Origin of the sequence: Leisingera sp. (assembly GCF_034669605.1) — a bacterium.
Lineage (GTDB): Bacteria > Pseudomonadota > Alphaproteobacteria > Rhodobacterales > Rhodobacteraceae > Leisingera.
Map to the genome: position 1 here is coordinate 24,006 of NZ_JAXMOX010000002.1, position 23,819 is coordinate 47,824.

At 61.7% G+C, this 23,819-nt stretch carries 25 protein-coding genes; 9 read left to right on the plus strand and 16 right to left on the minus strand.

All coding sequences use genetic code 11. The annotated features are described in order from the left end of the window. Window positions 1-3 precede the first annotated feature (3 nt). The 4 genes from VOI29_RS00350 to VOI29_RS00365 form a co-directional block, all read right to left on the minus strand. Window positions 4-375 (minus strand): GFA family protein, encoded by a 372-nt coding sequence (locus VOI29_RS00350; protein WP_323775475.1) that lies wholly within the window; start codon window positions 373-375, stop codon window positions 4-6. Window positions 376-385: 10 nt separating this feature from the next. Then, window positions 386-955 carry an XRE family transcriptional regulator gene (locus tag VOI29_RS00355; protein ID WP_323775476.1) on the minus strand — a complete coding sequence of 190 codons (570 nt, stop codon included), beginning with the start codon at window positions 953-955 and terminating at the stop codon, window positions 386-388. Between the two features lie 200 nt (window positions 956-1,155). Then, window positions 1,156-1,611 carry a GAF domain-containing protein gene (locus tag VOI29_RS00360; RefSeq protein WP_323775477.1) on the minus strand — a complete coding sequence of 152 codons (456 nt, stop codon included), beginning with the start codon at window positions 1,609-1,611 and terminating at the stop codon, window positions 1,156-1,158. 92 nt (window positions 1,612-1,703) lie between these two features. Next, window positions 1,704-2,876 carry an acetyl-CoA C-acyltransferase gene (locus VOI29_RS00365; protein WP_323775478.1) on the minus strand — a complete coding sequence of 391 codons (1,173 nt, stop codon included), beginning with the start codon at window positions 2,874-2,876 and terminating at the stop codon, window positions 1,704-1,706. A 95-nt stretch (window positions 2,877-2,971) separates the two neighbouring features. Between VOI29_RS00365 and VOI29_RS00370 the strand changes: the two genes are divergently transcribed. The 3 genes from VOI29_RS00370 to VOI29_RS00380 all read left to right on the plus strand — a co-directional run bounded on the left by VOI29_RS00370 (window position 2,972) and on the right by VOI29_RS00380 (window position 5,681). After that, complete coding sequence (locus VOI29_RS00370) at window positions 2,972-3,316, plus strand: STAS domain-containing protein (RefSeq protein WP_323775479.1); 345 nt, start codon at window positions 2,972-2,974, stop codon at window positions 3,314-3,316. Between the two features lie 35 nt (window positions 3,317-3,351). Next, complete coding sequence (locus tag VOI29_RS00375) at window positions 3,352-3,801, plus strand: ATP-binding protein (RefSeq protein ID WP_323775480.1); 450 nt, start codon at window positions 3,352-3,354, stop codon at window positions 3,799-3,801. Window positions 3,802-4,106: 305 nt separating this feature from the next. Next, a complete protein-coding gene (locus VOI29_RS00380) occupies window positions 4,107-5,681 on the plus strand; it encodes a gamma-glutamyltransferase family protein (RefSeq protein WP_323775481.1) in 1,575 nt (524 codons plus the stop codon). Between the two features lie 36 nt (window positions 5,682-5,717). On the opposite strand, the gene hspQ is transcribed toward VOI29_RS00380, so the two are convergent. Next, window positions 5,718-6,044 (minus strand): heat shock protein HspQ, encoded by a 327-nt coding sequence (hspQ, locus tag VOI29_RS00385; RefSeq protein WP_323775482.1) that lies wholly within the window; start codon window positions 6,042-6,044, stop codon window positions 5,718-5,720. 86 nt (window positions 6,045-6,130) lie between these two features. On the opposite strand from hspQ, the gene VOI29_RS00390 reads away from it, so the two are divergent. Then, complete coding sequence (locus VOI29_RS00390; RefSeq protein ID WP_323775483.1) at window positions 6,131-7,012, plus strand: AEC family transporter; 882 nt, start codon at window positions 6,131-6,133, stop codon at window positions 7,010-7,012. A 72-nt stretch (window positions 7,013-7,084) separates the two neighbouring features. Further along, a complete protein-coding gene (locus VOI29_RS00395; RefSeq protein WP_323775484.1) occupies window positions 7,085-7,672 on the plus strand; it encodes a lytic transglycosylase in 588 nt (195 codons plus the stop codon). A gap of 145 nt (window positions 7,673-7,817) precedes the next feature. On the opposite strand, the gene VOI29_RS00400 is transcribed toward VOI29_RS00395, so the two are convergent. The 4 genes from VOI29_RS00400 to VOI29_RS00415 all read right to left on the minus strand — a co-directional run bounded on the left by VOI29_RS00400 (window position 7,818) and on the right by VOI29_RS00415 (window position 14,238). Beyond that, window positions 7,818-8,402, minus strand: a complete 585-nt coding sequence (locus VOI29_RS00400; protein ID WP_323775485.1) for an outer membrane lipoprotein carrier protein LolA — start codon at window positions 8,400-8,402, stop codon at window positions 7,818-7,820. Window positions 8,403-8,481: 79 nt separating this feature from the next. After that, window positions 8,482-11,502 carry a DNA translocase FtsK gene (locus tag VOI29_RS00405; RefSeq protein WP_323775486.1) on the minus strand — a complete coding sequence of 1,007 codons (3,021 nt, stop codon included), beginning with the start codon at window positions 11,500-11,502 and terminating at the stop codon, window positions 8,482-8,484. Between the two features lie 116 nt (window positions 11,503-11,618). Further along, window positions 11,619-12,797 (minus strand): aminotransferase class I/II-fold pyridoxal phosphate-dependent enzyme, encoded by a 1,179-nt coding sequence (locus VOI29_RS00410; protein WP_323775487.1) that lies wholly within the window; start codon window positions 12,795-12,797, stop codon window positions 11,619-11,621. A gap of 109 nt (window positions 12,798-12,906) precedes the next feature. After that, on the minus strand, window positions 12,907-14,238 hold the full coding sequence (locus VOI29_RS00415) for an amidase (protein ID WP_323775488.1): 1,332 nt from the start codon (window positions 14,236-14,238) through the stop codon (window positions 12,907-12,909). A 111-nt stretch (window positions 14,239-14,349) separates the two neighbouring features. On the opposite strand from VOI29_RS00415, the gene VOI29_RS00420 reads away from it, so the two are divergent. Further along, window positions 14,350-15,576, plus strand: coding sequence for an FAD-dependent monooxygenase (locus tag VOI29_RS00420; protein ID WP_323775489.1), 1,227 nt, complete (start codon window positions 14,350-14,352; stop codon window positions 15,574-15,576). A gap of 26 nt (window positions 15,577-15,602) precedes the next feature. On the opposite strand, the gene VOI29_RS00425 is transcribed toward VOI29_RS00420, so the two are convergent. The 5 genes from VOI29_RS00425 to VOI29_RS00445 all read right to left on the minus strand — a co-directional run bounded on the left by VOI29_RS00425 (window position 15,603) and on the right by VOI29_RS00445 (window position 19,335). Then, a complete protein-coding gene (locus tag VOI29_RS00425; protein WP_024091971.1) occupies window positions 15,603-15,791 on the minus strand; it encodes a Trm112 family protein in 189 nt (62 codons plus the stop codon). Beyond that, complete coding sequence (locus tag VOI29_RS00430) at window positions 15,788-16,432, minus strand: LON peptidase substrate-binding domain-containing protein (RefSeq protein ID WP_323775490.1); 645 nt, start codon at window positions 16,430-16,432, stop codon at window positions 15,788-15,790. Before VOI29_RS00430 ends, VOI29_RS00425 begins: the two co-directional genes overlap by 4 nt. Before the next feature lie 27 nt (window positions 16,433-16,459). Further along, complete coding sequence (locus tag VOI29_RS00435) at window positions 16,460-17,386, minus strand: tetratricopeptide repeat protein (RefSeq protein WP_323775491.1); 927 nt, start codon at window positions 17,384-17,386, stop codon at window positions 16,460-16,462. Between the two features lie 240 nt (window positions 17,387-17,626). Then, window positions 17,627-18,415 carry an exodeoxyribonuclease III gene (locus VOI29_RS00440; RefSeq protein WP_323775492.1) on the minus strand — a complete coding sequence of 263 codons (789 nt, stop codon included), beginning with the start codon at window positions 18,413-18,415 and terminating at the stop codon, window positions 17,627-17,629. Between the two features lie 233 nt (window positions 18,416-18,648). Continuing rightward, window positions 18,649-19,335, minus strand: a complete 687-nt coding sequence (locus tag VOI29_RS00445; protein ID WP_323775493.1) for a response regulator transcription factor — start codon at window positions 19,333-19,335, stop codon at window positions 18,649-18,651. A gap of 172 nt (window positions 19,336-19,507) precedes the next feature. On the opposite strand from VOI29_RS00445, the gene ribA reads away from it, so the two are divergent. Together ribA and VOI29_RS00455 are read left to right on the plus strand one after the other, a co-directional pair. Further along, entirely contained in the window at window positions 19,508-20,596 is a 1,089-nt protein-coding gene (ribA, locus tag VOI29_RS00450; protein WP_323775494.1) for a GTP cyclohydrolase II, read from the plus strand. A gap of 35 nt (window positions 20,597-20,631) precedes the next feature. Beyond that, window positions 20,632-21,105, plus strand: a complete 474-nt coding sequence (locus VOI29_RS00455) for a L,D-transpeptidase family protein (RefSeq protein ID WP_323775510.1) — start codon at window positions 20,632-20,634, stop codon at window positions 21,103-21,105. Between the two features lie 47 nt (window positions 21,106-21,152). Here VOI29_RS00455 and VOI29_RS00460 read toward each other — a convergent pair whose 3' ends face one another. Further along, window positions 21,153-21,812: a YggS family pyridoxal phosphate-dependent enzyme gene (locus VOI29_RS00460; RefSeq protein WP_323775495.1), complete on the minus strand. Its 660-nt coding sequence runs from the start codon at window positions 21,810-21,812 to the stop codon at window positions 21,153-21,155. A 123-nt stretch (window positions 21,813-21,935) separates the two neighbouring features. Further along, window positions 21,936-22,943, minus strand: coding sequence for a porin (locus tag VOI29_RS00465; RefSeq protein WP_323775496.1), 1,008 nt, complete (start codon window positions 22,941-22,943; stop codon window positions 21,936-21,938). A 307-nt stretch (window positions 22,944-23,250) separates the two neighbouring features. Between VOI29_RS00465 and VOI29_RS00470 the strand changes: the two genes are divergently transcribed. Continuing rightward, on the plus strand, window positions 23,251-23,739 hold the full coding sequence (locus VOI29_RS00470; RefSeq protein WP_323775497.1) for a DUF3576 domain-containing protein: 489 nt from the start codon (window positions 23,251-23,253) through the stop codon (window positions 23,737-23,739). Window positions 23,740-23,819 lie beyond the last annotated feature (80 nt).

The following is a 23,819-nucleotide window of genomic DNA, read 5'->3' on the forward strand; positions in this document are numbered from 1 at the left end:
GTCTCAGTCCTTTTGCGGCACGCCGTCCGCAATCTCGTAAAAATCGCCTTTACTGGCGGTGAAGATGTGCTTTTCGATCTTCATCCCCGTGGCGCCGTCGACTGCGCCAAGCGCAAAGCTGGTGGTGTCCTCGTCATGCGCCTTCCAGAACAGGAAGGAGCCGCAGCGCGGGCAGCTGCCGCGTTTGGCCAGCGGGCTGGACGCAAACCAGCTGACAGGGCCGGTGATAGTCAATTCGTCATCCTTGACATAAGCCGAGGACCAGATGCCGCCGGATTGCTTGCGGCACTGGCTGCAATGGCACATCGAGGCGCCTTGCGGCCGGGCCACTGTTTCAAAGCGGATGTCGCCGCAGAGGCAGGATCCCTTGATCATTGAACTTCTCCTAATACACCGGCGGCGCGATCACCCAGACCGCCACGGCAGGCTCGTCATAGGGGTTCGACCACTGATAGGGTTCATGCTTGATCCGGAAGCTGTCGCCAGGACCAACGGTAAAGGCGCGGCCGCCGATCAGCAGATCCAGCTTGCCCGATATCATGTAGCCGACCTCCTGCGTCGGCCTGTGCGCCGGTTTCTGCATCTTTGAGTGCGCGCGGAAGGTGGAATGCACCATCTCGAAATCGTCGGTCAGGTCGGGCGACAGCAGCTCTTCGATCAACCCTTCCTCGCCCGAGCCCATCGGGCGGCGGCTGCCGGCCCGCACCACATAGCCATGCTCCTCGGCCGGCGCCTCGGAATGGGCGAACAGCATCGACATCGGCACGCCCAGCGCCTGCGCCAGCTCGCGCAGATCGGAAATCGAGGGGTCCGACTTGTCCCGCTCAACCTGGCTCAGCCAGCCGACAGACCGGTTCAGCACCGCCGCGAGATCCGCCAGCGTCAGCCCGCGCGCCTTGCGCAATGCCCTGATGTCCGCCCCCAGTGTGGCCGCTGCCAGCGCCTGATCGTTCACCAGCCTTCTCCCCGTCCGTGAAAATTTCCTCTCGTTTTTCACGATGCCCCGGAATCGTGAAATTTCCAAGCATTTTTTCACGCCGCCTGTAACCGGCAAGGAAAAACCCAGCGCCATCAGGCGCCGGGCTGCTTCTTTCTGGTCAAAAACACTCTGGGGTGAGGCCGCAGGCCGAGGGGCAAAGCCCCTGAATGCGCGAATCAGATGCGGCGGAACACCTGCTGCAGGATTGCGGCCAGGTGATCCGCATCTTCCGCCGTGAAAGCGTCCGGCTGGTCGCTGTCGATGTCGAACACCCCGATCAACTCCCCCTGCCCGTTCCAGACCGGCAGCACCAGTTCCGAACGGGTTGAGGAGGCACAGGCGATATGGCCGGGGAACGCCTCCACATCCGCCACCAGCTGCACCTCGCCGGTGCGCGCCGCGGCACCGCAGACACCACGGGAAAACGGGATCTGCAGGCAGCCGTGGCCGCCCTGATACGGGCCTATCTTCAGCAACTCCGGAGCAACAGCGCGGTAGAAGCCGGTCCAGTCGAACCGGTCGTCGGCATGATGCACTTCGCAGGTGACAGTGGCCATCAGAGCGACCTCATCCGTCTCGCCTTCGGTCAGCGACGCGATTGTCTTGGCCAGGGTTTCATAGTCGGCCCGCATGTCCTGTTCTCCTTCAACGCATTGAGGGGGCTCAATGCCCCCTCTTGACCTAACGGTCAATTCACCCCTTGAGTATTTTACAAAGGTGAAGGTCAGACCCGCTCAATTGCAATCGCCGTGCCCTCGCCGCCGCCGATGCAGATGGCGGCCACGCCGCGCTTGAGACCGCGTTTTTCCAATGCGTTCAGCAGGGTCACCATGATCCGCGCGCCGGAGGCCCCGATCGGGTGGCCCAGCGCACAGGCGCCGCCGTTTACATTCACCTTGCCGCGGGAAATGCCCATCTCATGCATGAAGGCCATCGGCACCACAGCAAAAGCTTCGTTCACTTCCCACAGGTCGACGTCTTCAACCTGCCAGCCAATGTTTTTCAGCAGCTTTTGCGCCGCCGGGACCGGTGCGGTGGTGAACAAGCCCGGTGCCTGCGCATGGCTGGCATGGCCGAGGATACGGGCGCGGACCTGCAATCCCTGTGCCGCGGCAGCCTCGGCTGAGGCGAGAACCAGTGCAGCCGCGCCGTCGGAAATGGAGGAGGCATTCGCCGCCGTTACAGTGCCGTCCTTGCGGAACGCCGGTTTCAGGGTCGGGATTTTTTCCGGGCGCGCCGATTTCGGCTGCTCATCCGCGTCGGTCACCACCTCCCCTTTGCGGGTTTTTACGGTAACGGCCGCAATTTCCCCGTCAAATGCGCCGCTGTCCTGGGCTTCCAGCGCGTTGGCGAGCGATTTCAGCGCGTATTCGTCCTGAGCTTCGCGGGTGAACTGGTATTTTTCAGCGCAATCCTCGGCAAAGGTGCCCATCAGGCGGCCCTTGTCGTAGGCATCTTCCAGCCCGTCGAGGAACATGTGGTCGATCACCTGGCCATGGCCGAGACGGGCGCCGCCGCGCATCTTGGGCAGCATATAGGGCGCGTTGGTCATGCTTTCCATGCCGCCGGCCACCATTGTCCCGGCATGGCCCAGCGCGATCTGGTCAAAGGCGATCATCGCCGCCTTCATGCCCGAGCCGCACATTTTGTTAACGGTCGTGGCCGGAACCTCCTCACCCAGGCCCGCGGCGAAACCCGCCTGACGCGCCGGCGCCTGGCCCTGGCCGGCAGGCAGAACGCAGCCCATCAGCACCTCATCGACAGTGGCAGCACCGGCGCCTTCAAGGGCCGCCCGGATGGCCGCGCCGCCCAGCTCCGAAGCCGTCACCCCGTCGTACATTCCCTGGAACCCGCCCATAGGGGTCCGGGCCGCCCCGGCGATAACAACATCTTTCATGCAATTTTCCTCCAATCGTCAAAATAATACCTACAGAATAGTAATCTTTGCGGTCTAGAGTGCTGGCAAATGACGTTACATCCCGGGGGACTGAAATGAGCCTGACCACTACCATGACGGACGATGCACAAATCGTCAAAGTCAATGCCGATCGCATTGATGCCGCCATGGCCATCCAGTTCAAGGAGGACATGCGCGCGGAAACAGAATCCGGTGCCGATCGTGTCATCCTGGATCTCTCCGAAGTGCAGTTTATCGACTCCAGCGGGCTTGGCGCGATCGTCGCCGCGATGAAACAGCTTGGCGGCACCCGGAAACTGGACCTCGCCGGACTGACCCCGATGGTCGAAAAAGTGTTCCGGCTGACCCGCATGGATACGATCTTTGACCTTTATGGTTCGCTTAGCGACGCAATCGCTCCGGCAGAAGCAAGCTCCTGACGACAACTGCGCTGTCAGCGTAAAGCGAGAAATCGATGGTAAAAACCTTTGCCTGCTCGTTCACGGCGACGAACTTGGATGCCCGTTCCGGCATTTCCTCGATTGTGGCCCGGCTTCGGTCCCTGGGAGTACCGGGAGCCCGTGTGGATGAGGTGCAAATTGCTCTGACGGAGGCCGTGAACAACATCGTTGAACACGCCTATGAAAGTGCGTCGCCGGGGAAGGTGCGGATTCGGGGCGAGGTTTATCCTGAACACTTGTGGATCAGCATTCAGGACGCAGGCGCCCCCTATCCTAAAGGTGAGTTGCCGGAGGGCAAACCCGCGGATATCAACGTTCCGGCCGAAAATCTGCCCGAAGGCGGGTTCGGCTGGTTTCTGATCCGCGAATTGGCAAGCCAAGTCCAATATGAGCGTTCGGAAGGAAGCAACAAACTGTCGCTCTGCTTTGAATTCAAAGTGACCAGCCCTTCAGCCGAAGTCTGAACCGGGCTCCGGTTCGCCGGGGACACGGCCGCCGGTTTGCTGCATTTTAACGCAGCGCCATAATCCCGCCGCAAACCCGGCCCACCTCGGCCAGATAGATATGCGACGTCTGAGCTGTAGCTGAAATGAGCTTCCCCCGGTGCCGCGTGTTCTAGCCCCCACCAGTGCGCGGCACCGGGGATAATTCATCTGGCCAGCTTTCCTGCTTCACGATAACGTTCCGTTCCTTCGGACCCGCGGTGGATTTAGGTTGCGTTCCCGCCGCTTGCGCCTAGCCTTTGGCAAGTGACAGCAGGAGCAGGAAAATGCGCGACTTCCATCTTCCGGGGCGATCAGCGGTCTTGGCCCAAAACGGCCTGTGCGCAACCTCGCATCCTCTGGCCGCCAGTGTCGCCATCGACATCCTGAAACGCGGCGGCAATGCAATGGACGCCGCTTTGGCCGGGGCGGTCTTGCTGGGGATCTGCGAACCGCAAATGACGGGAATCGGCGGGGATTGCTTTGTTCTTTATTCCCGCCCGGGACAGGGCATTGAGGCACTGAACGGATCGGGCCGCGCCCCTGCCGGGGCCAGCGCTGCAGCACTCCGGGCAAAGGGGCTGGAAACCGTGCCGCTGGACAGCCCCGATGCGGTGACGATCCCCTGCGCGATTGACGCGTTCTGCCGCCTGGCCGAAAGCGAAGGGCGGCTTGGGATGGATGCACTGCTGCAACCGGCAATCCACTATGCCGAAGAGGGCGTTCCCGTGGCACCGCGCACCGCCTTTGACTGGCAAAACAATGCGAAGGCTTTGCAGGGCGCGGCCCGGCGCCACTATTTAAAAGACGGCCAGCCGTTAAGAACCGGCGATGTGTTCCGCGCGCCCGGACAAGCCGAGGTACTGCGCCGCATCGCGAAGGACGGGCGGGATGCCTTTTATTGCGGGGAAGTGGCCGAAGATATGGCCGCCGCACTGACGGAGCTTGGAGGCGTCCACACGTTGGAGGATTTCGCCGCGGCTGGCAGCTTTGCAACGCAGCCGGTTGACGGCTGCTACAAAGGCCTGAGTCTATCCGAGCATCCGCCCAACGGCCAGGGTGCAACAGCCATTTTGCTGCTGAACATCCTCAAGCATTTCGACATCGCCGGGATGGATCCCTTTGGCGCAGACCGTGCGCATATCGAGGTGGAGGCCGCCAAACTTGCCTATGATGCGCGCAACCGTTTCCTCGCAGATCCCGGCCACACCACCCGGCTGGCGCATATGCTGGCGCCTGAAACGGCTGCCCGGCTTGCCACGCTGATTGACCGCAAGCACGCCCTGCCGGCAGCGCAGCCGCTAACGGAGGCGGTGCACAGGGACACGGTCTATATAACCGTGGTGGACAAGGACCGCATGGCGGTCTCCCTGATTTATTCTATCTTCCACGGCTTCGGCTCTGGCATTGCGTCGGAAAAATTCGGCATCCTGCTGCAGAACCGCGGCGCTGGCTTTACCCTGAAGGCGGGTCACCCGAATGAATTCGGCCCCGGAAAACAGCCGATGCATACGATCATCCCCGCCCTGCTGCAGCAGGACGGGGAGGTGATCATGCCCTTTGGGGTGATGGGCGGCGGTTATCAGCCGACCGGGCACGCCCGGCTGGTCTCAAACCTCGCTGATTTTGGCATGGACCTGCAATCCGCTGTCGATGCGCCCCGCTGCTTTGCCGATGGCAGCGTGCTGAAACTGGAGCGCGGCTATGCTGCTGAGGTTCACCGGAAGCTTGCAGATGCGGGGCACCGTGTGGTGGTGCCGGACACACCGCTGGGCGGCGCGCAGGCAATACGGATGCACGCCTCAGGCGTATTGGAAGGCGCCAGTGATCCGCGCAAGGACGGCTGCGCGCTGGGATATTGATATCCGGGTATTCCTGCCCGCCTGAAACAGCGGAGTTCAGTTCAGCTGATAGTGCAACGCATAGGCACCGCCATCGAAATTGCCAAACATTTCAGGGACATCCGGGTGCCCTACAGGTTCCCCGGAATAGTCCGCAACTAGGTTCTGCTCCGACACGTACGCCACGTAATAGCTTTGGTCGTTTTCCGCCAGCAGGTGGTAGAAAGGCTGGTCCTTTACCGGGCGGTTGTCTTCCGGAATCGCCTCATACCATTCATCGGTATTGGAGAACTCAGGATCAACATCAAAGACCACCCCGCGGAAAGGATGCTTCCGGTGGCGGACGACTTGGCCAAGGTTGTATTTTGCACGTGTTCTCATCATGATCATATTCGCCCCCGTACATTGTAAATAGCGCGCCCATCAAGCAATTGTCCAACTCTTGACGTAAATTTTCAGGGAAACAGACTGTGAACCTCGCTTTGACAGTGCTTGAAATAACCGCCCCGGTGTTCCTGCTGGCCATGGCCGGGTTCATCTGGGTGAAACTGGGGTTTGAGTACCGGACGCAGTTTGTAATCCGGCTGGCGATGACGCTCGCCGTACCCTGCCTGATCTTCACCGCACTGATGAAATCGGAGCTGGACAAGGGGGCGCTCAGCGCATTCATGCTGGCCGCGCTGGCCGGCCATGCGGTGCTGGCCGGCGCAGGCGAAATTGCCTGCCGCATGGCGCATCTGGACCGCCGGACCTATCTGGCGCCCTTCATTTTTGGCAACACCGGCAACCTGGGCATCCCGCTGTCGATGTTTGCCTTTGGCGAGGCCGGGCTTGGCTATGCCGTTGTCATGCTTGCCGTTTCGGCCATCCTATCCTTCACTTACGGCATCTATCTGGTCGCAGGCCGCAGTGCCGGCAGCAAAGTAATCCGCGAGCCGATGGTCTGGGCAACCCTGCTGGGAGGGCTGTTCCTGTGGCAGGGTTGGGAAACACCGCGTTTCCTGACCAATGCGCTGGAGTTGACCGGGCAGATGGCGGTGCCGCTGATGCTGATCACCCTAGGCACAGCGGTCGCACGGCTGACCCCGGGCAAAACCGGAACCGCCGTTGCATTTTCGCTGGTGAAATTCCTGATCAGCGCCACGGCAGGCTGGGCGCTGGCGTTTGCTTTCGGGCTGGATCCGACAGCCTCCGGGGTGCTGATTCTGCAGTTCGCGACACCTGTTGCCGTGACCGCCTATCTGCTGGCAGAGAAATATGAAGCCGATTCCAGCGCTGTGGCCGGGCTTGTGGTGGTTTCAACCCTGATGTCAGCGGCCTTGCTGCCACTGCTTCTGTCGCGGCTTCTGTAAATGTGATTTCCTCGCCTGCCGCAATCCGCTAAACTTGCTGCAGAATAACCCAAAAAAATATGGGCAGAGGCAATGAGCAGACTCTTCAGCGCCCTCGTTCTCCTCATGGCGGTTGCGTCTTGCGGAGGCGGGCACAAAGCGCCGCCGCGCAATCTGGATAATGCGTGCAGCATCATTCAGCAGCGGCCCGAATACCTGAAAGCCTTCCGCGCAACCCAGCGCCGCTGGGGTGTGCCGGTGCATGTGCAGATGGCAACGATCTATCACGAAAGCCGGTTCCGCGGCGATGCCCGCACCCCGCATCAGTATCTGCTGGGCGTGATCCCGGTCGGGCGGCAATCCAGTGCTTACGGCTACAGCCAGGCGCTGGACGGAACCTGGGACGATTACCGGCGCGATACCGGGCGGCGGCGGGCCAAGCGCGACCGGATCAGCGATGCGGCTGATTTCATGGGCTGGTACATGCGCCAGAGCCGCGAAAAGAACGGCATCCAGCTTTATGACGCGCGCAATCAATACCTCGCCTACCACGAAGGGCATTATGGCTATTCGCGCGGCAGCTACCGGTCCAAACCGTGGCTGCAGCGTGTTGCAGGACAAGTCGAATCCCGCGCCCAGACCTATCAGGCCCAGCTCGCGACCTGCCGTAAGTTCCGCTGAGATACCAAAGGGGCGGTCTCCCGCCCGTTCCTGACAGCTGAAATTGAGGTGGCTATGCGCCCCGGGCGCCAGCCCGGCACCGGGCCCAAGGCCGCCAGACGGTTCCGGCAAAGCCGGAGCCGCCGCAGGCGCGGGAGCCGCTGCCCTAGCGGGATCTGCCGCTGTTGGTGAACAGGCTGGAGGACAGTTTTTGACCGGTTTCCATTGCGCCCAGGATCACGGTTGTCTGGCCGCCCGCGCTGTCGTGAATGACCCATTTGCGCAGTTCTACCGGAGCGCTGGTGAACATCATTTCGATACTGCCATAGTCCGGGTGTTCAGGGTCTTGCGCCCGCACGATGGTGGAGGTTCCATCAAAACTATGGCCGACCACCATATTGGCCCGCCCCAAATTCACGTTGCGGTCCAGTATGATCGACAGCGGCGTCCGTTTGAGCGGGTAGGTCTCGGGTGGCTGGTTTGATTTGGGATCGTGGATCACCACCGCGCCGCCGCCGGCAACCACAGTGCCGCCGCCCTTGCCGTCATATTCAAATCGCATCCGGCCCGGGCGGTGCATGTAAAGCTTGCCGGTCGACAGGCTGCCGTCGTCATTGATCTGAGTGAAGGGCGAAGCCGCGGTGGAAATCCCGTTCAGGTAGCTGGAGATCTCATTGAGGCTCAGCTGTTCAGCCGCCCAGGCGGCCGGGGCTGCAAAGGTCAGCGCAAGGGCAAGTACAATCCGTTTCATGGCCTCAACATAGGCACGCTGCGGCAGAAGTGAAGATGCCGGGCCCCTACGGGCCCGGCATCGGCAGATTTTTGTCAGGCTATTGCTCTGGCACCAGAATTTCCCGCTTGCCCACGTGGTTGGCAGCCGAAACGACGCCCTCGTCCTCCATCTGTTCAACCAGCCGTGCGGCCTTGTTGTAACCGATCGCCAGCTTGCGCTGGATGTAGGAGGTGGAGCATTTGCGGTCCTTGATCACGATCGCAACCGCGGTGTCATACAAAGCATCCTCGGTATCTGTGTTGCCGCCGGTGTTCAGCCCCAGAACCGCATCGATGTTATCAGCCTTGTCGTCAGCCGGACCATCCAGAACGCTGCCGACATAGTCCGGCGGGCCGAACTGCTTGAGGTGGTTGACCACTTCCTCGACCTCTTCGTCCGAACAGAACGGGCCGTGGCAGCGGGTGATCTTGGCGCCGCCGGCCATGTACAGCATGTCGCCCATGCCCAAGAGCTGTTCGGCCCCCATTTCGCCCAGAATGGTGCGACTGTCGATCTTGGAGGTGACCTGGAAGGAAATCCGGGTCGGGAAGTTGGCCTTGATGGTGCCGGTGATCACGTCAACCGAGGGGCGCTGGGTCGCCATGATAAGATGGATGCCCGAAGCCCGCGCCATCTGCGCCAGTCGCTGGATACAGGCTTCGATCTCTTTGCCCGCAACCATCATCAGGTCTGCCATCTCGTCAACAATCACAACGATATAGGGCAGCACAACGGGTTGGAACTCTTCAGTCTCGAACACCGGCTCACCAGTGTCATCATCAAAGCCGGTCTGAACGGTACGCGAGAACATCTCGCCCTTGGCCAGCGCTTCCTTCACGCGGCCATTGTAGCCTGCGATGTTGCGCACACCCATCTTGGACATTTTGCGGTAGCGGTCTTCCATCTCGCCCACCACCCATTTCAGGGCCACCACGGCCTTCTTCGGGTCGGTCACAACAGGTGAGAGCAGATGCGGGATGCCGTCATAGACGGAAAGTTCCAGCATCTTGGGGTCGATCATGATCAGGCGGCATTCATCCGGCGTCAGCTTATACAGCAGCGACAGGATCATGGTGTTAATGGCCACCGATTTACCGGAGCCGGTGGTGCCTGCAATCAGCAGGTGGGGCATCTTGGCGAGGTTGGCGACCATGGAATCGCCGCCGATATCCTTGCCCAGCGCCAGCGGCAGCGCGTGGTTGCCGTCGCCGAAATCCCGGGACGACAGGATCTCGCGCAGGACCACCTTTTCGCGTTTCTCATTCGGCAGTTCGATGCCAATCACCGTCCGGCCCGGCACGGTTGATACCCGTGCCGAAAGCGCCGACATCGAGCGGGCGATGTCATCGGATAGCCCAATCACCCGGGATGCCTTGAGGCCCGGAGCCGGTTCCAGCTCATACATTGTGACGACAGGGCCGGGACGAACTGAGGTGATCTCTCCCTTGACGCCATAGTCATCCAGAACGGCCTCCAGCATCCGCGCATTTTCTTCCAGCGCTTCGTCACTCAGGTGGTGACGCTCGACGCCGTTCGGGTTGGTCAGCAGGCTCAGCGGCGGCAGTTCAAAATCGCTGCCACTGTCATCGAATGCCAGGTTGGGCTGAGCTTCGGCCTTGGCACGCGCCGAGGGCTGCACGGTTTTACGGGCCGGCTTTTCAACCACCGCTTTGCGCGGCTCTGCCACCGGCAGGTCCACGGTCAGGCGCGGTCCCGGCGCCGGGTGCGGCTCGGGCGCGGAGGGAACCGGAGCAGGCGGTTCCGCAGCATCCGGCAGAGCCTCGGCCGGCACGTGGTCCGGGGCAATCATACTGTGATCCGGAGCGAAATCTGCAATCTCAACTTCGTCTGGAAGGCCGGGATCCGATGCATCCGGACCATATGCGCCATCAGTGGGAGCCGGCCAGGACAACGAAGGATCTTCCGGCACCGGCGGTACCGGTGCGAACGCAGAGGTCAGCGGCGGCTCTGGCGGCAGGCCGTCGTGGGCCGCGGCAGGGTTGTAGATCAGCGGTGCAGGGCGCTGGCCGCGGCCTTTGGTCAGCGGCAGGGCCGGATCCTGCTCCGGCGGCACATCTGCTGCCCGGCGAATGCGCACGGCGTTGGCGATTTTCTGGGAGATCCGGTCTTCGCCAGCCTCGCCATCTGCCAGGGCTTCGGACTCAGCCTCATCCTGCGTCTCAGCAGAATAAAAGCTTTCAGGTGCCGGTCCGGGCGCAACCCGGCGGATCAGGCCGGGCACACGCGACAGCAGGCCGCCTTTTGCAGGTTCTTCCTGCTCTTCCTGAGAATCGTAAGCGATGTGACTGGCTTCAGAATAGTCCTCGAACATCTCGGGCTCGGGATCTGCAGCCTCGTAAGCAGAACCGTCCGCCTGCTCCGCCCGCCCTTTGCGATAGGTCATCGCAGCCTGCAACCCGCTGGACGCCCCGCGGCCGAGCAACGCGGCCACAGCGCCATAGCCCAGGATCAGACCGATCATCACTTTGTGCAGACCCTTCTTGACCTCGGGCCATGTGAACCCAAGCACCGCGCAGCCAAGCGCCAGCATTCCCGCAGCACTTAACAGCGACATGATTTTGACCATGAAATGCAGGCCCACGGGCAGAAGCGCCAGCAAGGCGCCCAGGAAGGTGTAGCCGACCATACCGCCAAGGCCAAAGTCATAGTTCTGCTGCCAGGTGCTGCCGGCGTTCAGGGTTTCCATGTGCAGCGCCACCACCAACAGCCATGGCACCGACAAAAGCAGCGGCCAGACCACCCGGTCCTCGCCCCGGTGCAGCACGAACCGCAGCCCCCAGGCGGACAGGAACAGAGGCATGGCCCAGCTGGCCTTGCCGAACAGGGTTATCAGGATGAAAGAGACAGAGGCGCCGGGACGGCCCAGCCAATTCTGCACCGGCGCATCCGTGGATACGGTCCAGTTCGGATCGTCCGGCGTATACGAACCCAGCATGGCGGCAACCACCAGCCCCACGAGGATCAATGCAATCCCGATCAGTTCCTTGCCGCGCTTTTCAATGGCTGCCTGCATATTGCTGTCGAGCAGCGGATCGCGGCTGCGTGTTTGAAATGCCATGCCTACCTCAGTTCCGTTTCCTTTGTCCGTGCCCGCTGTTACCCGCAAAGTCACGAACCTGTCCGTTTATTGGTCTTGGCTGCGCGGCCCCCAGCCAGGAGCCGCGCTGCAAAAGTTCAGTACAGGCAGCCGCGCAGAGTGCTCAGCGCCCTGCGGGTGTCCTCGGCGGGGGCGACAAGCGCCACCCGGATGTAGCTTTCGCCGGGGTTCTGTCCGGGCGTACCCTGCGCCAGATAGGCGCCGGGCAGCACCCGCACGCCGGTCTCCTGCCACAGCTTCAGCGCAGCCTGCTCGCCATTCTTTACCGGAAGCCAAAGGAAGAAGCCCGCTTCGGGCGCCATATAGCCGTTGAGGCCGGCAAAGACCTGATCGGCTATCCTGTATTTCTCCTGATATAGCGCGCGGTTTTCCACCACATGCGTCTCATCCGCCCAGACCTTGGCCGCGGCCGCCTGCAGGGGGGCCGGCAGCGGGGCACCGGAATAGGCACGCAGCTGTTTGACCTGTTTGATGGTTTCGGGGCCGCCGGCAATCAAACCAGAGCGCAGCCCCGGAAGGTTTGAGCGTTTAGACAGGGAGTTGAACAAGACCACACGCTCGGGGTCGGCACCCAGCTCCTGGGCCACGGTCAATGCGCCGACGGGGGCTTCATCGCGGTAAATCTCGGAATAGCATTCATCCGCGAAGATACGGAAATCGTACTTCTCGGCCAGCTGGATCAGACGGGTCCAGTAGCCGCGCGACGCGACAGCGCCCTGGGGGTTAGCGGGCGAGCAGATATAGGCCGCTGCGGTGCGGTTCAGCACCTCTTCAGGCAGGTTTTCATAGTCCGGCAGATGGCCGGTGGCGGCGGTTGCGGGCACAAACACCGGCTCTGCCGCCACCGAAATCGTGGCCACCATATAGACCTGGTAGAAGGGGTTCGGGATCAGAACCACCGGCCTTTGCCCGTTCTTTTGCTCCGGGCACAGCGCCATGGCGGCATTGTACAGCCCTTCGCGGGTCCCGTTCAGCGCCATAACTTGCGTCTCCGGGTCCGCGCTCACGCCATAACGGCGGGCAATCCAGCCCGCGATGGCCCCGCGCAGCTCGGGCGTGCCGTCGTTGTTGGGATACTGGTTAAACCCGGCAGCGTTTTCAGTGATGACATCGGTGACCCAGGCCGGAAACGCATGTTTCGGCTCGCCAATGGTCATATGCACCACATCCCCGCCGGGAGTGTGATGGTCCAAAAGCGCCCTCAAGCGCGGAAAAGCATAGGCCGGCAGGTTCGAAAACCGCTCAGGAAAATCCATATCTAATGCCTCAGTCACAGGATCATTGGCGCCCCGTTTGCGCCTCAGGATACAGGTGGCGGGCGGATGCGTCCACCCGGTGAGTGGCCCGCTGGGCCGAATGTGGCTTTCAGGCCAAGGCCATCTCGATCGCGGCCCCGGTGCGCAGCAGGGCTTCCTCGCAGTCCGGCTGGCCGAGCACCTGGAGGCCGCAGCTGGGAGTGCCGGAGGGCAAAGATAGCGCGCACAGCCCCATCAGGTTGCCGATCCGCGTATTGCGCAGTGCCAGCAGGTTTGACTGCACATAGAAGTCATGATCGCTTTGCAGCCTGTCCAAATTTGGCGGCATGATCGGCGATACCGGGCTGAGCACCGCATCAAACCCGGCCGCCGCTTGATCCCAGGCCATCCGGCATTGTTCCAGTTTACCCCATGCCGCGACATAATCCGAACCGCTGAACTGCGCGCCGGAGCGGAAGCGTTCAAGGATTTCCGCATACATCAGGTACGGCGCTGCCTCGATCACGTCTTTCCACAGGCCGTAGGCCTCGGTGGTGTAGAGAATCGGGCTAAGCTCCATCGCCGCCTCAAGCTCCGGCACTTCCAGCGGCATAATCTCCGCTCCGGCCTGCCTTAGCCTGTCCAGTGCTGCACGGTGGGCGGCGGCGATTTGCGGATCCAGATCGTTCTGCGCCACGTTTTGCAGGTCAGCAAAACGGCGCCCTTTGAGCGGCGCAGGATTGCGCAGATCCGGTCCCGCCATTCCCTCCAGCACCCCCAGCAACAGCCCGGCATCCTCCACCGAGCGGGCCAGCGGGCCGATGGTGTCGAACTTCAGGCACAGCGGCACCACACCTTCCTGGGCAATCCGGCCTGAGGTGGTCTTGAGGCCCACCAGATCATTCCAGGCAGACGGTATACGGACCGAGCCGCCCGTATCAGAGCCGATCCCGGCGGCGGCCAGACCAAAGGCAACGGACGCAGCCGCCCCGGAAGACGACCCTCCCGGTGCAGCACACTGATCATTCACGCAGGGCGGCGTTTCCTTGATCGGATTGAAGCCAAGGCCAGAGAACGCCAGTTCGCTCATATGGGTCTTGCCCAGGCAGACCGCCCCCATGAGGGTTGCGTTGCGCAGGACTGCTGCATCCTGGTCCGGCACCCGGCCCTTGAGCAGATCCGACCCGGATTCGGTCGCGGTGCCTGCGCTGTCGAACAGATCCTTCCAACTGAGCGGCACCCCGTCCAGCAACGACCGCCGCAGGCCCAGATCCGCACGCTGCTGCGCAGCCTCGGCTTCTGCCAAGGCGCGATCATGGGTCACTTGGGTAAAGATCCGGTCCTTCAGCGGGTGCGCGTCAATGGCATCCAGATAACAGCGGGTCAGCGCCAGCGGACCGATTTCACCCGCTTTGATCCCCCGCCCCAGATCAGCGGCGGTCATTGTCAGCCAATCTTGCATCAGCCCGTCTCCCCAAATGCAGTTGATGCAAACGGTAGCTGCAGTAAGACACGGGCACAATCCCGTGCTTGGCGGATGGACAATCCCGTCAGCAGGCGCATATTGCGGGGCATGAAAAACACGTCTGATATCCTGATCGTGGGCGGCGGGCTGAACGGCCCCGCGCTGGCCCTGGCCCTTGCGCAGACCGGTCACAGCGTCACTGTGGTCGACGCGCTGACCCCGGACAAGCTTGCTGACGAGGGCTTTGACGGGCGCGGTTATGCATTGGCGCTGGCTTCGCAGCGGCTGCTCCAGCAGACCGGCGTCTGGCAGCATGCCGGGGACAAGGCGCAACCCATGCTGGAGATCAAGGTGACAGACGGTCATGCGGGTCACGGCCCATCTCCGTTTTTCATCCATTTCGATCATGCCGAGCTGGAAGAAGGCCCGATGGGCTATATGATTGAAGACCGTTTCCTGCGCCGGGCCTTCCTGCAGGCAATGGAAGAGGCGCCGGGAATCACCCTGGTGTCCGGGCGCACCGTGGTGGCGCAGACGCCGGACCAGACCGGTGTAACTGTCAGGCTGGACGATGGCGGAGAGCTGCGCGGCCAGGTTCTGGTCGGCTCGGACGGGCGCCGCAGCGGTACTGCGCAGCGGGCAGGCATCAGGCGCACCGGCTGGGATTACGGCCAAACGGCCCTGGTCTGCGCCATCGACCACGAAAAACCGCATCACGGCATCGCCCATCAGTTTTTCATGCCGCCTGGGCCGCTTGCGATCCTGCCGCTGCCGGGCAACCGCTCCTCCATCGTGTGGAGTGAGCGGACGGAGACCGCCAAGGCCATCCACGCGCTGGAGGGCGCCGAATATATTCAGGCACTGCGGCCGCGCTTTGGTGATTTCCTCGGAGAGATTTCACTGGCGGGCAAGCGTTTCACTTACCCGCTGAACCTGACCATCGCCAACAGCTTTATCGGCGACCGCATGGCGCTGGTGGGCGATGCGGCGCATGGGATGCACCCAATCGCTGGCCAAGGGCTGAATGCGGGTTTGCGCGATGTCGGCGCCTTGGCGGAAGTCATCACCGAAGCCACACGGCGGGGCGAAGATATCGGCTCATCCCTAGTGATGGAACGTTACCAGCAATGGCGCCGCTTCGACACCGCCTCGCTGGCCGCGGCCACGGATGTTTTCAACCGACTGTTTTCCAACGATAACCCGCTGCTACGGCTGGGACGGGACATCGGCATGGGAGTGGCAGGGGCGTTTCCCAGCCTGCGCCGCAATTTCCTGCGCGAGGCTGCGGGCCTGACCGGTGATGTGCCCAAGCTGCTGAAGGGGCAGGCAATCTGATTGCCTTGGCGGTGACCAATACGGTGTCACTCCAGCGCGCGGGCCTCGTCCACCAGCATCACCGGGATCCCATTGCGGATCGGAAAGGCAAGGTTGGCCTTGCGTGAAATCAGCTCTTGCGCCGGAGCGTCATACTCCAGCACCGCCTGGGTCAGCGGGCAGACCAATGCTTCCAGCATCCTGCGGTCAAAGGCGGGCGCCTGTGTCTCGGTCATTGCAGGGTTTCCTCCTGAGAGCCGCCGCGCAGGGCGAATTCGATCAAAGTGACAAGCGTTTCCCGCCTTGTGGCAAGGCAGGGCGCCTCGAGCAAGGCCTGTTTCTCCTCAATGTCGAATTCCAGAAGCATCGCCAGGGAATTGATCAGCAGCTCGTCGTCCGCATCTTTCAATGCTTCCCAATCAGTCGACAGGCTCCGGGCAGAAAAGAAACGCTCCAGCAGATCCAGGAAGGAGGGCCGGTCAAGGGTATCATCCGCCTCGGAGCGGCCAAGGTCCCGGTCAAATCCCGTCCAGCTGACATCGCAACGCTGATAGGGGGTAAATCCGTTGGCTTCGCGGGTAATCCGGAACCGGGACACGCCTGAAAGCGTGACCAGGTATCTTCCGTCTTCCGTCTCGGAAAACTGCGTGACGCGTCCGGCACATCCGATCGCGTGCAGTTCTTCCCCCGTCCCTTGCGGACCCGGACAGGGCTGCACCATGCCAATCAGCCGCTGCGGCGTTTTGAGAGTGTCTTCGAGCATCTGCAGGTAGCGGGGCTCGAAGATGTGCAGCGGCAAGCGCGACCGGGGCAGCAAAAGTGCCCCGGGCAATGGAAACACGGCAATCGTGTCCGGCAGATCAGCAGGCTGGATCATGGGACAGAGTGTAGTGCTGCCCCGGTCTTAGGCAAATATCATCGAGCTAAGTTTCCGCCGCCCGTTGAGAACCACCGGGTCGTTGGGTTTGAGCGCATCGAAGATGGTGAAGAGCTGCGCCTTGGCGGCGCCGTCGTTCCACTCGCGGTCACGGCGGAAAAGTTCCAGAAGTTCGTCCACTGCAGCTTCCGCGTCTCCTGCTGCGTGCAGCGCCTGCGCCAGGTCGAACCGCGCCTGCAGGTCATCCGGGCTGGCGGCCACCGCAGCGCTCAGTTCCCCCACCGGGCCTGCGTTCTCTGCCTGCCGCGCCAGGGCGATCTGCGCATGGGCTGCTTCGATCTCTGCTGCCTCCGCGATTTCGGCGGGAGCGCCGTTCAGAACGGCCTCTGCCTGATCCAGATCGCCGAGCGCGATATGCGCGCGTGCCAAACCGCCGTAAGCAGCAGCACTTTTGTCATCTTCCCCCAGAATCGCGGCAAAGGTCTGGGCGGCATCCGCCACGGCGCCTTCAGCCAGCATCTGTTCGGCCGCTTCAAACGCCTCGGCCAGACCGCCGTCGGCTGATCCGCCTCCGGCTTCGATGGCCTTTTTCACAAAAGCTTCGATCTCTGATGCTGGCAGAGCGCCCTGGAACATGTCGACCGGGCGCCCTTCCACAAAGGCGACCACTGTGGGGATCGACTGCAGCGGCAGCCCCTGTTGCGCCAGTGCTTGCGCCAGGCGCTGGTTTTCGTCCACGTTGATCTTGGCCATGGTGGCCGCGCCCTTGGCCTTGGTAACGGCCGCCTCCAGCATCGGGCCCAGGGTCTTGCACGGGCCGCACCAGGGCGCCCAGAAGTCCACGATCACCGGCGCCTGCATCGACGCTTCGACAACGTCCTGCATAAAAGTGGCTTCGGTCACGTCTTTGATCAGATCACCCGCCGGTGCGGTGCTGCCAAGAATTTCGGTCATCAGATTGTTCTCCGCTTGGAACTTGCCCCCTATATGGAATCCTAAGCGCCGGAAACCAAGAGAGGAGTTACAGGTCGCCAGCCGCAGGTTCGATCCCATCGCGTTATCCGGAAAGATGATGCGCATGGATGGCGCCGCCTGGGCGCGGCACTCGAGCCCGTGAAGCGTAGCGATAATAATGACGGTTGCGCCTCTGGTGACAACCGCCATCTGGTCGTTGGCTGGGGTGCGGGGCTGCGGTCACAGATCGAAGGTCGCAAACACCGGCGCATGGTCGCTGGGCTTTTCCCAGCCGCGGGCAGCCCGCAGGATACGGCTGGAGTGGGCCGCGTTCTTGATGTCCGGCGTCGCCCAGACGTGATCGAGACGGCGTCCCTTGTCGGCAGCATCCCAATCCCTGGCCCGGTAGCTCCACCAGCTGTACAGGCGGCCATCGGGAACATCGTTCCGGGTCACATCGGACCATCCGCCCGCGTCCATCACTTGTGCGAAATGCTCCACCTCGACGGGCGTATGGCTGACGACCTTCAGCAGCTTCTTGTGGTCCCAGACATCATCCTCGCGGGGGGCGATATTAAGGTCGCCGACCAGAATGGACTTTTCCGGTTTATCCGACTGGAACCAGTCGCGCATTTCCGTAAGGTAATCAAGTTTCTGGCCGAATTTCACATTCTTTTCCCGGTCCGGCACATCACCGCCCGCCGGTACGTAGAAATTGTGGATCACCACTCCGTTCTCCAGCCGCCCGGCCACATGGCGGGCATGGCCAAGACCTGCGAAATCCTGATCCCCTGCATCCTCGATCGGCAGGCGCGACAGGATCGCCACCCCGTTGTACCCCTTCTGGCCGCGCGCAACCACATGGCCGTAGCCCAAAGCCGCAAAGCCTTCCAACGGAATCTTCTCCACCGGGCTTTTGCACTCCTGCAGGCAGAGCACATCCGGCCCCTCCTCCTGCAACAGCTTCTGCACAATCGGTTCGCGCAGGCGGACCGAATTGATATTCCAGGTGGCAAGAGTAAATGGCATCGCGCGCCTCATGATGAAATCCGGGTTCGCGCGCGATACTGCCTGTCCGGGCAGGGAAGGACCAGAGTGGAAATGTTCAGCGGATGCAAACAACCCAGACAAAAAAGGCCGGGCGTCATGCCCGGCCAAGTCCAACAGGGAGGTGCATATCGTGACCCGGATATGCGCGGGATAGGGCCTGATTCAAAGATGAACCAAAGAGTCTTCTTTGGTCTGACTTAACGCAGAATACATCAGGCGACCAGCCGGTAGCCCCCGGATTCCGTCACCAACAGCCGCGCATTCGACGGATCAGGCTCAATTTTCTGCCGCAGACGATAGATATGGGTTTCCAGCGTATGCGTTGTGACGCCCGCATTGTATCCCCACACCTCATGCAGCAGCACATCACGCGGCACCACTCCATCGCTGGAGCGATAGAGAAACTTGAGGATGTTGGTTTCTTTCTCGGTCAACCGGATCTTGCGTTCATCCTCGGCGATCAAAAGCTTCATCGACGGTTTGAAGGTATACGGCCCCAACGCAAAGACCGCGTCCTCAGATTGTTCGTGCTGGCGCAGCTGAGCGCGGATCCGTGCCAGCAGAACCGGGAACTTGAAGGGTTTGGAGACATAGTCATTGGCGCCGGCATCCAGACCCAGGATGGTGTCTGCATCGCTGTCGTGACCGGTCAGCATCAGCACCGGCGCCTTCACCCCCTGCTTGCGCATCAGGCGGCACAGCTCGCGCCCGTCGGTGTCCGGCAGGCCGACATCCAGGATAATCAGATCATACAGGGCTTCCTTGGCCCGCTCCATCGCGCCCTGACCGTTTTCAGCCTCGAATACATCGAAGTCCTCGGTCATCACCAGCTGCTCGCTCAAGGCCTCTCGCAGGTCTTCATCATCATCAACCAGCAGAATTTTTTTCAGTTGCGCCATCGGCTCGCCCTCCTGTTCACATGACCACACATGCGCATCCCTTGCGCCCTCGGCAAGATTTGCTGCAATACTCTCACGCCGACGTGTCCATGGCAGGGAAATTGTTTCACATCCGTTGCATTTGGGCGTAAAGACAGCGAGCCTTTGTTACAAAATAACACCGGAACCCCGAATGAGCCTGATGCCCACTATGATCGAATTGCTGGCCCGCGCCCGGGTCGATTTGCGCATGGGCCTGCCGGTGGTCCTGACCTGCGGCGATGACGCCGCTCTGGCCATAGCGGTCGAGACGCTGACAAGTGCCCGCCTGGATTCCATGCGCACATTGGGAGACCTGTCACTGGCGGTGACGGCGCGCAGGGCGGAAACACTTAAAGCCCGCGTCTATGATGAAGACGTTGCCCGCGTAACCGTGCCTGAATCCGAAGGCCTGGACTGGATCCAGGCGCTGGCGGATCCGGCAGATGATCTGAACACACCGATGAAGGGCCCGCTGGCAAGCCAGCGCGGCGGCAGCGCAGACCTGCACCGGCTGGCGATTGCGCTGGTGAAATCAGCCCGCCTGCTGCCGGCCGCAGCACTGGTGCCGGTACAGGGTGCAGCCGCCTTTGCCGCGAACCATGGGCTGACTGTCATTTCGCGGACAGCCGCGGCTCCGCTGCTCAGCGAAAGCTCGCCCTTGCACCCTGTTGCTGCGGCGCGCCTGCCGATGGACGCCGCCGAAGCCGGGCGGCTGCACATCTTTCGGCCCGAGGACGGCGCCGAGGAGCATTACGCGGTGGAAATCGGCCGCCCCGACCGCTCCAGACCGGTTCTGGCGCGGCTGCATTCCGCCTGTTTTACCGGCGACGTGCTGGGCTCGCTCAAATGCGATTGCGGCCCGCAGCTGCGCGGTGCGCTGGCCCAGATGGGCGAGGAAGGCGCAGGCGTGCTTCTGTACCTTAACCAGGAAGGCCGCGGCATCGGCCTCGCCAACAAGATGCGGGCCTATTCCCTGCAGGACCAGGGCTTTGACACGGTGGAGGCCAACCACAGGCTTGGGTTCGAGGATGACGAACGCGATTTTCGTCTGGGAGCCGCCATTCTGAAGAAGATGGGCTTTGCCCAGGTGCGGCTGCTGACCAACAATCCGAACAAGATCGCGATGATGGAGAAAACCGGCGTGCACGTCGCGGAACGGGTGGCGTTGAAGGTAGGTGAAAACGCCCACAACCAGCATTACCTGGCCACCAAGGCCCGGAAATCCGGGCACATGCTGTGACATCACCCGCCGATCTGGTCCTGACGCCCCGCGGGATGCGTTTCCTGGGACGGGTGCTGCCTTGCACAATCGGCAAAGGCGGACTGTCCCGGAACAAACGCGAAGGGGATGGTGCGACCCCCGTCGGAGTGCACCGCGTTGCGGGGATGCTTTACCGCCCTGACAGGCTGCCCCGCCCGGCCTTCTGGGCCAAGCCTATTGGGCCGCAGGACTTGTGGTCGGATGATTCGGGGGATGCAAATTACAATCGCCATGTGCGGGCGCCCTATCCGTTCAGCCACGAAAGGCTGCGGCGCAGCGATCCGCTGTATGATCTGGTTTTGGTCACCGATTGGAACTGGCCATCCGCATCTCCGGGAAGCGGTTCTGCAATCTTCATTCACCAATGGCGCCGCCCTGGATACCCCACGGAAGGCTGCATCGCTTTCTCGCGCGCTGATCTTCATTGGCTTGCTGACCGGGTTCAACCTGGAACCCGGATCATTGTACCACCTCTGGCGCAGGCCTGACGCGGCGAACACTTGTAGAAAAGTCCTGACCAAAGATTTCCGAATACTTATCCGCCCTGGTAGGTCCGGGCGCCGAAAATGGCAGATCCGACGCGAACATGGGTGGCGCCAAGCGCAATGGCTTTCTCGAAATCGCCGCTCATTCCCATTGATAGTCCCTTCAGGCCGTTGCGCTCGGCAATCTTGGCCAGCAGCGCGAAATGCAGGCTGGCTTCCTCCTCCACCGGCGGGATGCACATCAGCCCTTTGAGCGGCAGATCAAGCTGGCGGCAGTCTGCGATGAAAGCATCTGCATCGGACGGCATCACGCCTGCTTTTTGCTGCTCCTCGCCAGTATTCACCTGAATGAACAATTCCGGGCACTTGCCCAATTCCTGCGCCAGCCGGGCCAGCGTGCTGGCCAGCTTGGGCCGGTCGACTGAATGGATGCTGTCAAACAACTCCATCGCCTGGCGCGCCTTGTTGGTCTGCAGCGGGCCGATCAAATGCAAATCGATACCGTCAAACCGCTCGGCGAATCCAGGCCATTTTCCAGCGGCCTCCTGCACCTTGTTTTCACCGAAACAGCGATGGCCCTGCTGCAGAACGGCCTCGACCCGTTTGTCCGGCTGCACCTTGGAAACAGCAATCAATTGCACGCAGCCCGGCACGCGGCCGGCCTGGTCTTCAGCTTTGGCGATTCGGGATTTGATCTCTTCAAGCGGCATGGATTAGGCCTCACATCTGTTCGGCCGCAAAAAACACTGTTTGCCGGTAAATGTTAAGAGCCAAAAGAAAAGGGCGGGCCCCCGAAGGAACCCGCCCCGAATTCACGCTAGGCGCGCTTCAGCTTAGAAGCTGAAGTGCAGACCTGCCTGAACCGAGTTTTCGTTGGTGGCAGCTGCGGTGTTCACATAGCCAGCAACAAAAGTCACGCCGCCGCCCAGGTCATACTCGTAGTTGATGCCGAAGGCGGTGCCATCGAGACGAGTCTGGGTTGCCGCAGTCACACCGGTGTCGATGTCGGTGGAGTTCACCCATGCGACGATGGTCGACGCTGCGCCGATTTCAGCTTCACCAGCCAGGGTCACAGCGTCAGCTTCTTCGGTCTGACCGTACGACAGAGTCGCGCCGAACTGGCCAAAGTCTGCGCCCGCAGCAAAGAGGAAAAGGTCATCGCCCGCGCTGAGGGTTGCGCCGTTTTTGACGATAACGCGGCCATTGTCTTCGGACTGGTAAGCACCGGTCACGAAATAGTCACCGAACGAGTAGCTCAGAGCAACTGCGGTGCGCTCCAGACCGTTCGCGGAACCGGGGACAGCGCCGCCATTGGACTGCGAGTACGAGATGTGACCGGAGAAACCGCCAGCGGAGTAGATGGCTTCCAGACCGTTACGGCCAGCGCCCGCAGAGGTGAAGGTATCCCAGTCAAAGCCGTTGCCGATGGCCAGGGAGTTGAAGCCCATGCCGTCGATGCCGGTGCCAACCGAGGTAGTGTTGATGTACAGACCCGGTGCGGAGTCGATCGCGCCCCAGATGTTACCAACGTTCACACGCAGGCCGCCGTATGCGACGTGGAACTGCGGCGCGGAGAAGCCGGCCGTGCCCGCAACACCGTCACGGCTGCGAGCCTGAGCACGGATACGGCCGCCAACGGTCACGCCACCATCGGTTTCGGTCGACACGTCAAAGGTCAGACGGAAACGGCTGGTGATGTTGGTTTCGGAAACACCCGGATTGGTTTCGTTGGCTTCATTCCAGTCCAGACCAAAACGGCCGTAGCCGGAGATTTTGACTTCTGCCGCGGCCATGCCTGCGGTGGCGATCAGCGCGGTAGTCGCGAAGAGAACCTTTTTCATGTTTTTCCCTCGGTTTTCAATTCCACAGCCCAAACCGGGGAATCCGGCGTGGGTATGCCAAGGGGTTTCGCTCTTTCACCCCCGTTTTGGCAAGTGTTGGGAAAGTCAGGCGAAACGATGTGCCGCGGGATGGTGCAGCTTTGCCACAGTCCCGCTTCTGCGGCGCCCGTCCTGACGAACCTTCACCCCTTCCAGGTCCTGAATTCCCCGGAAACGCACATGGAGCAGCCCTATAGACGCTAAGGCCTTGCTCCGCCGGCGCGGCTTGCGTTAGGTGTTCGCGCAGAAAATGGCTCCGGGAGCGGTTATGAAATACGGAAAGACCCTGCGGGTAACAGTGATCGGCGCGATCTGCCTTGGCCTTGCGGCCTGCGGCGGTGGTAACAAGGGCGGAAAACCGCCGGCGAGCACGGCGCGGACAATCAGCCATAAAGAAGAAATCCAGGGCGCCGCGACCAAGTCCTCGGTCTTTGATTTCTTGAATGCAAAGCCGGACCAGACCGTGCAGGTCAACCGCTATCTCTGGACTGCCAGCCTGGATATTCTGAGCTTCCTGCCGGTGCAATCGGTCGATCCATTCACCGGAGTTATCGTCACCGGCTATGGCACCCCGCCTGGCGGCGGCCGCAGCTACCGGGCCACTGTGCATATAAAGGATCCTGCACTGGACGCACGGTCCCTGAATGTTGCGCTGCAGTCCAAGGGCGGCCCGGTCAGCGCCAGCACCTCCCGAGCGGTCGAGGACGCGATTCTGTCCCGCGCCCGGCAGCTGCGGATCGCAGACAAAAAACTCTGATCCGCTGCGCTCTGGAAACACCAGCCAAACCCCATTATCAGAAGCGCCGGGCCACTTGCCCGGCGTTTTTATGCAAAGGA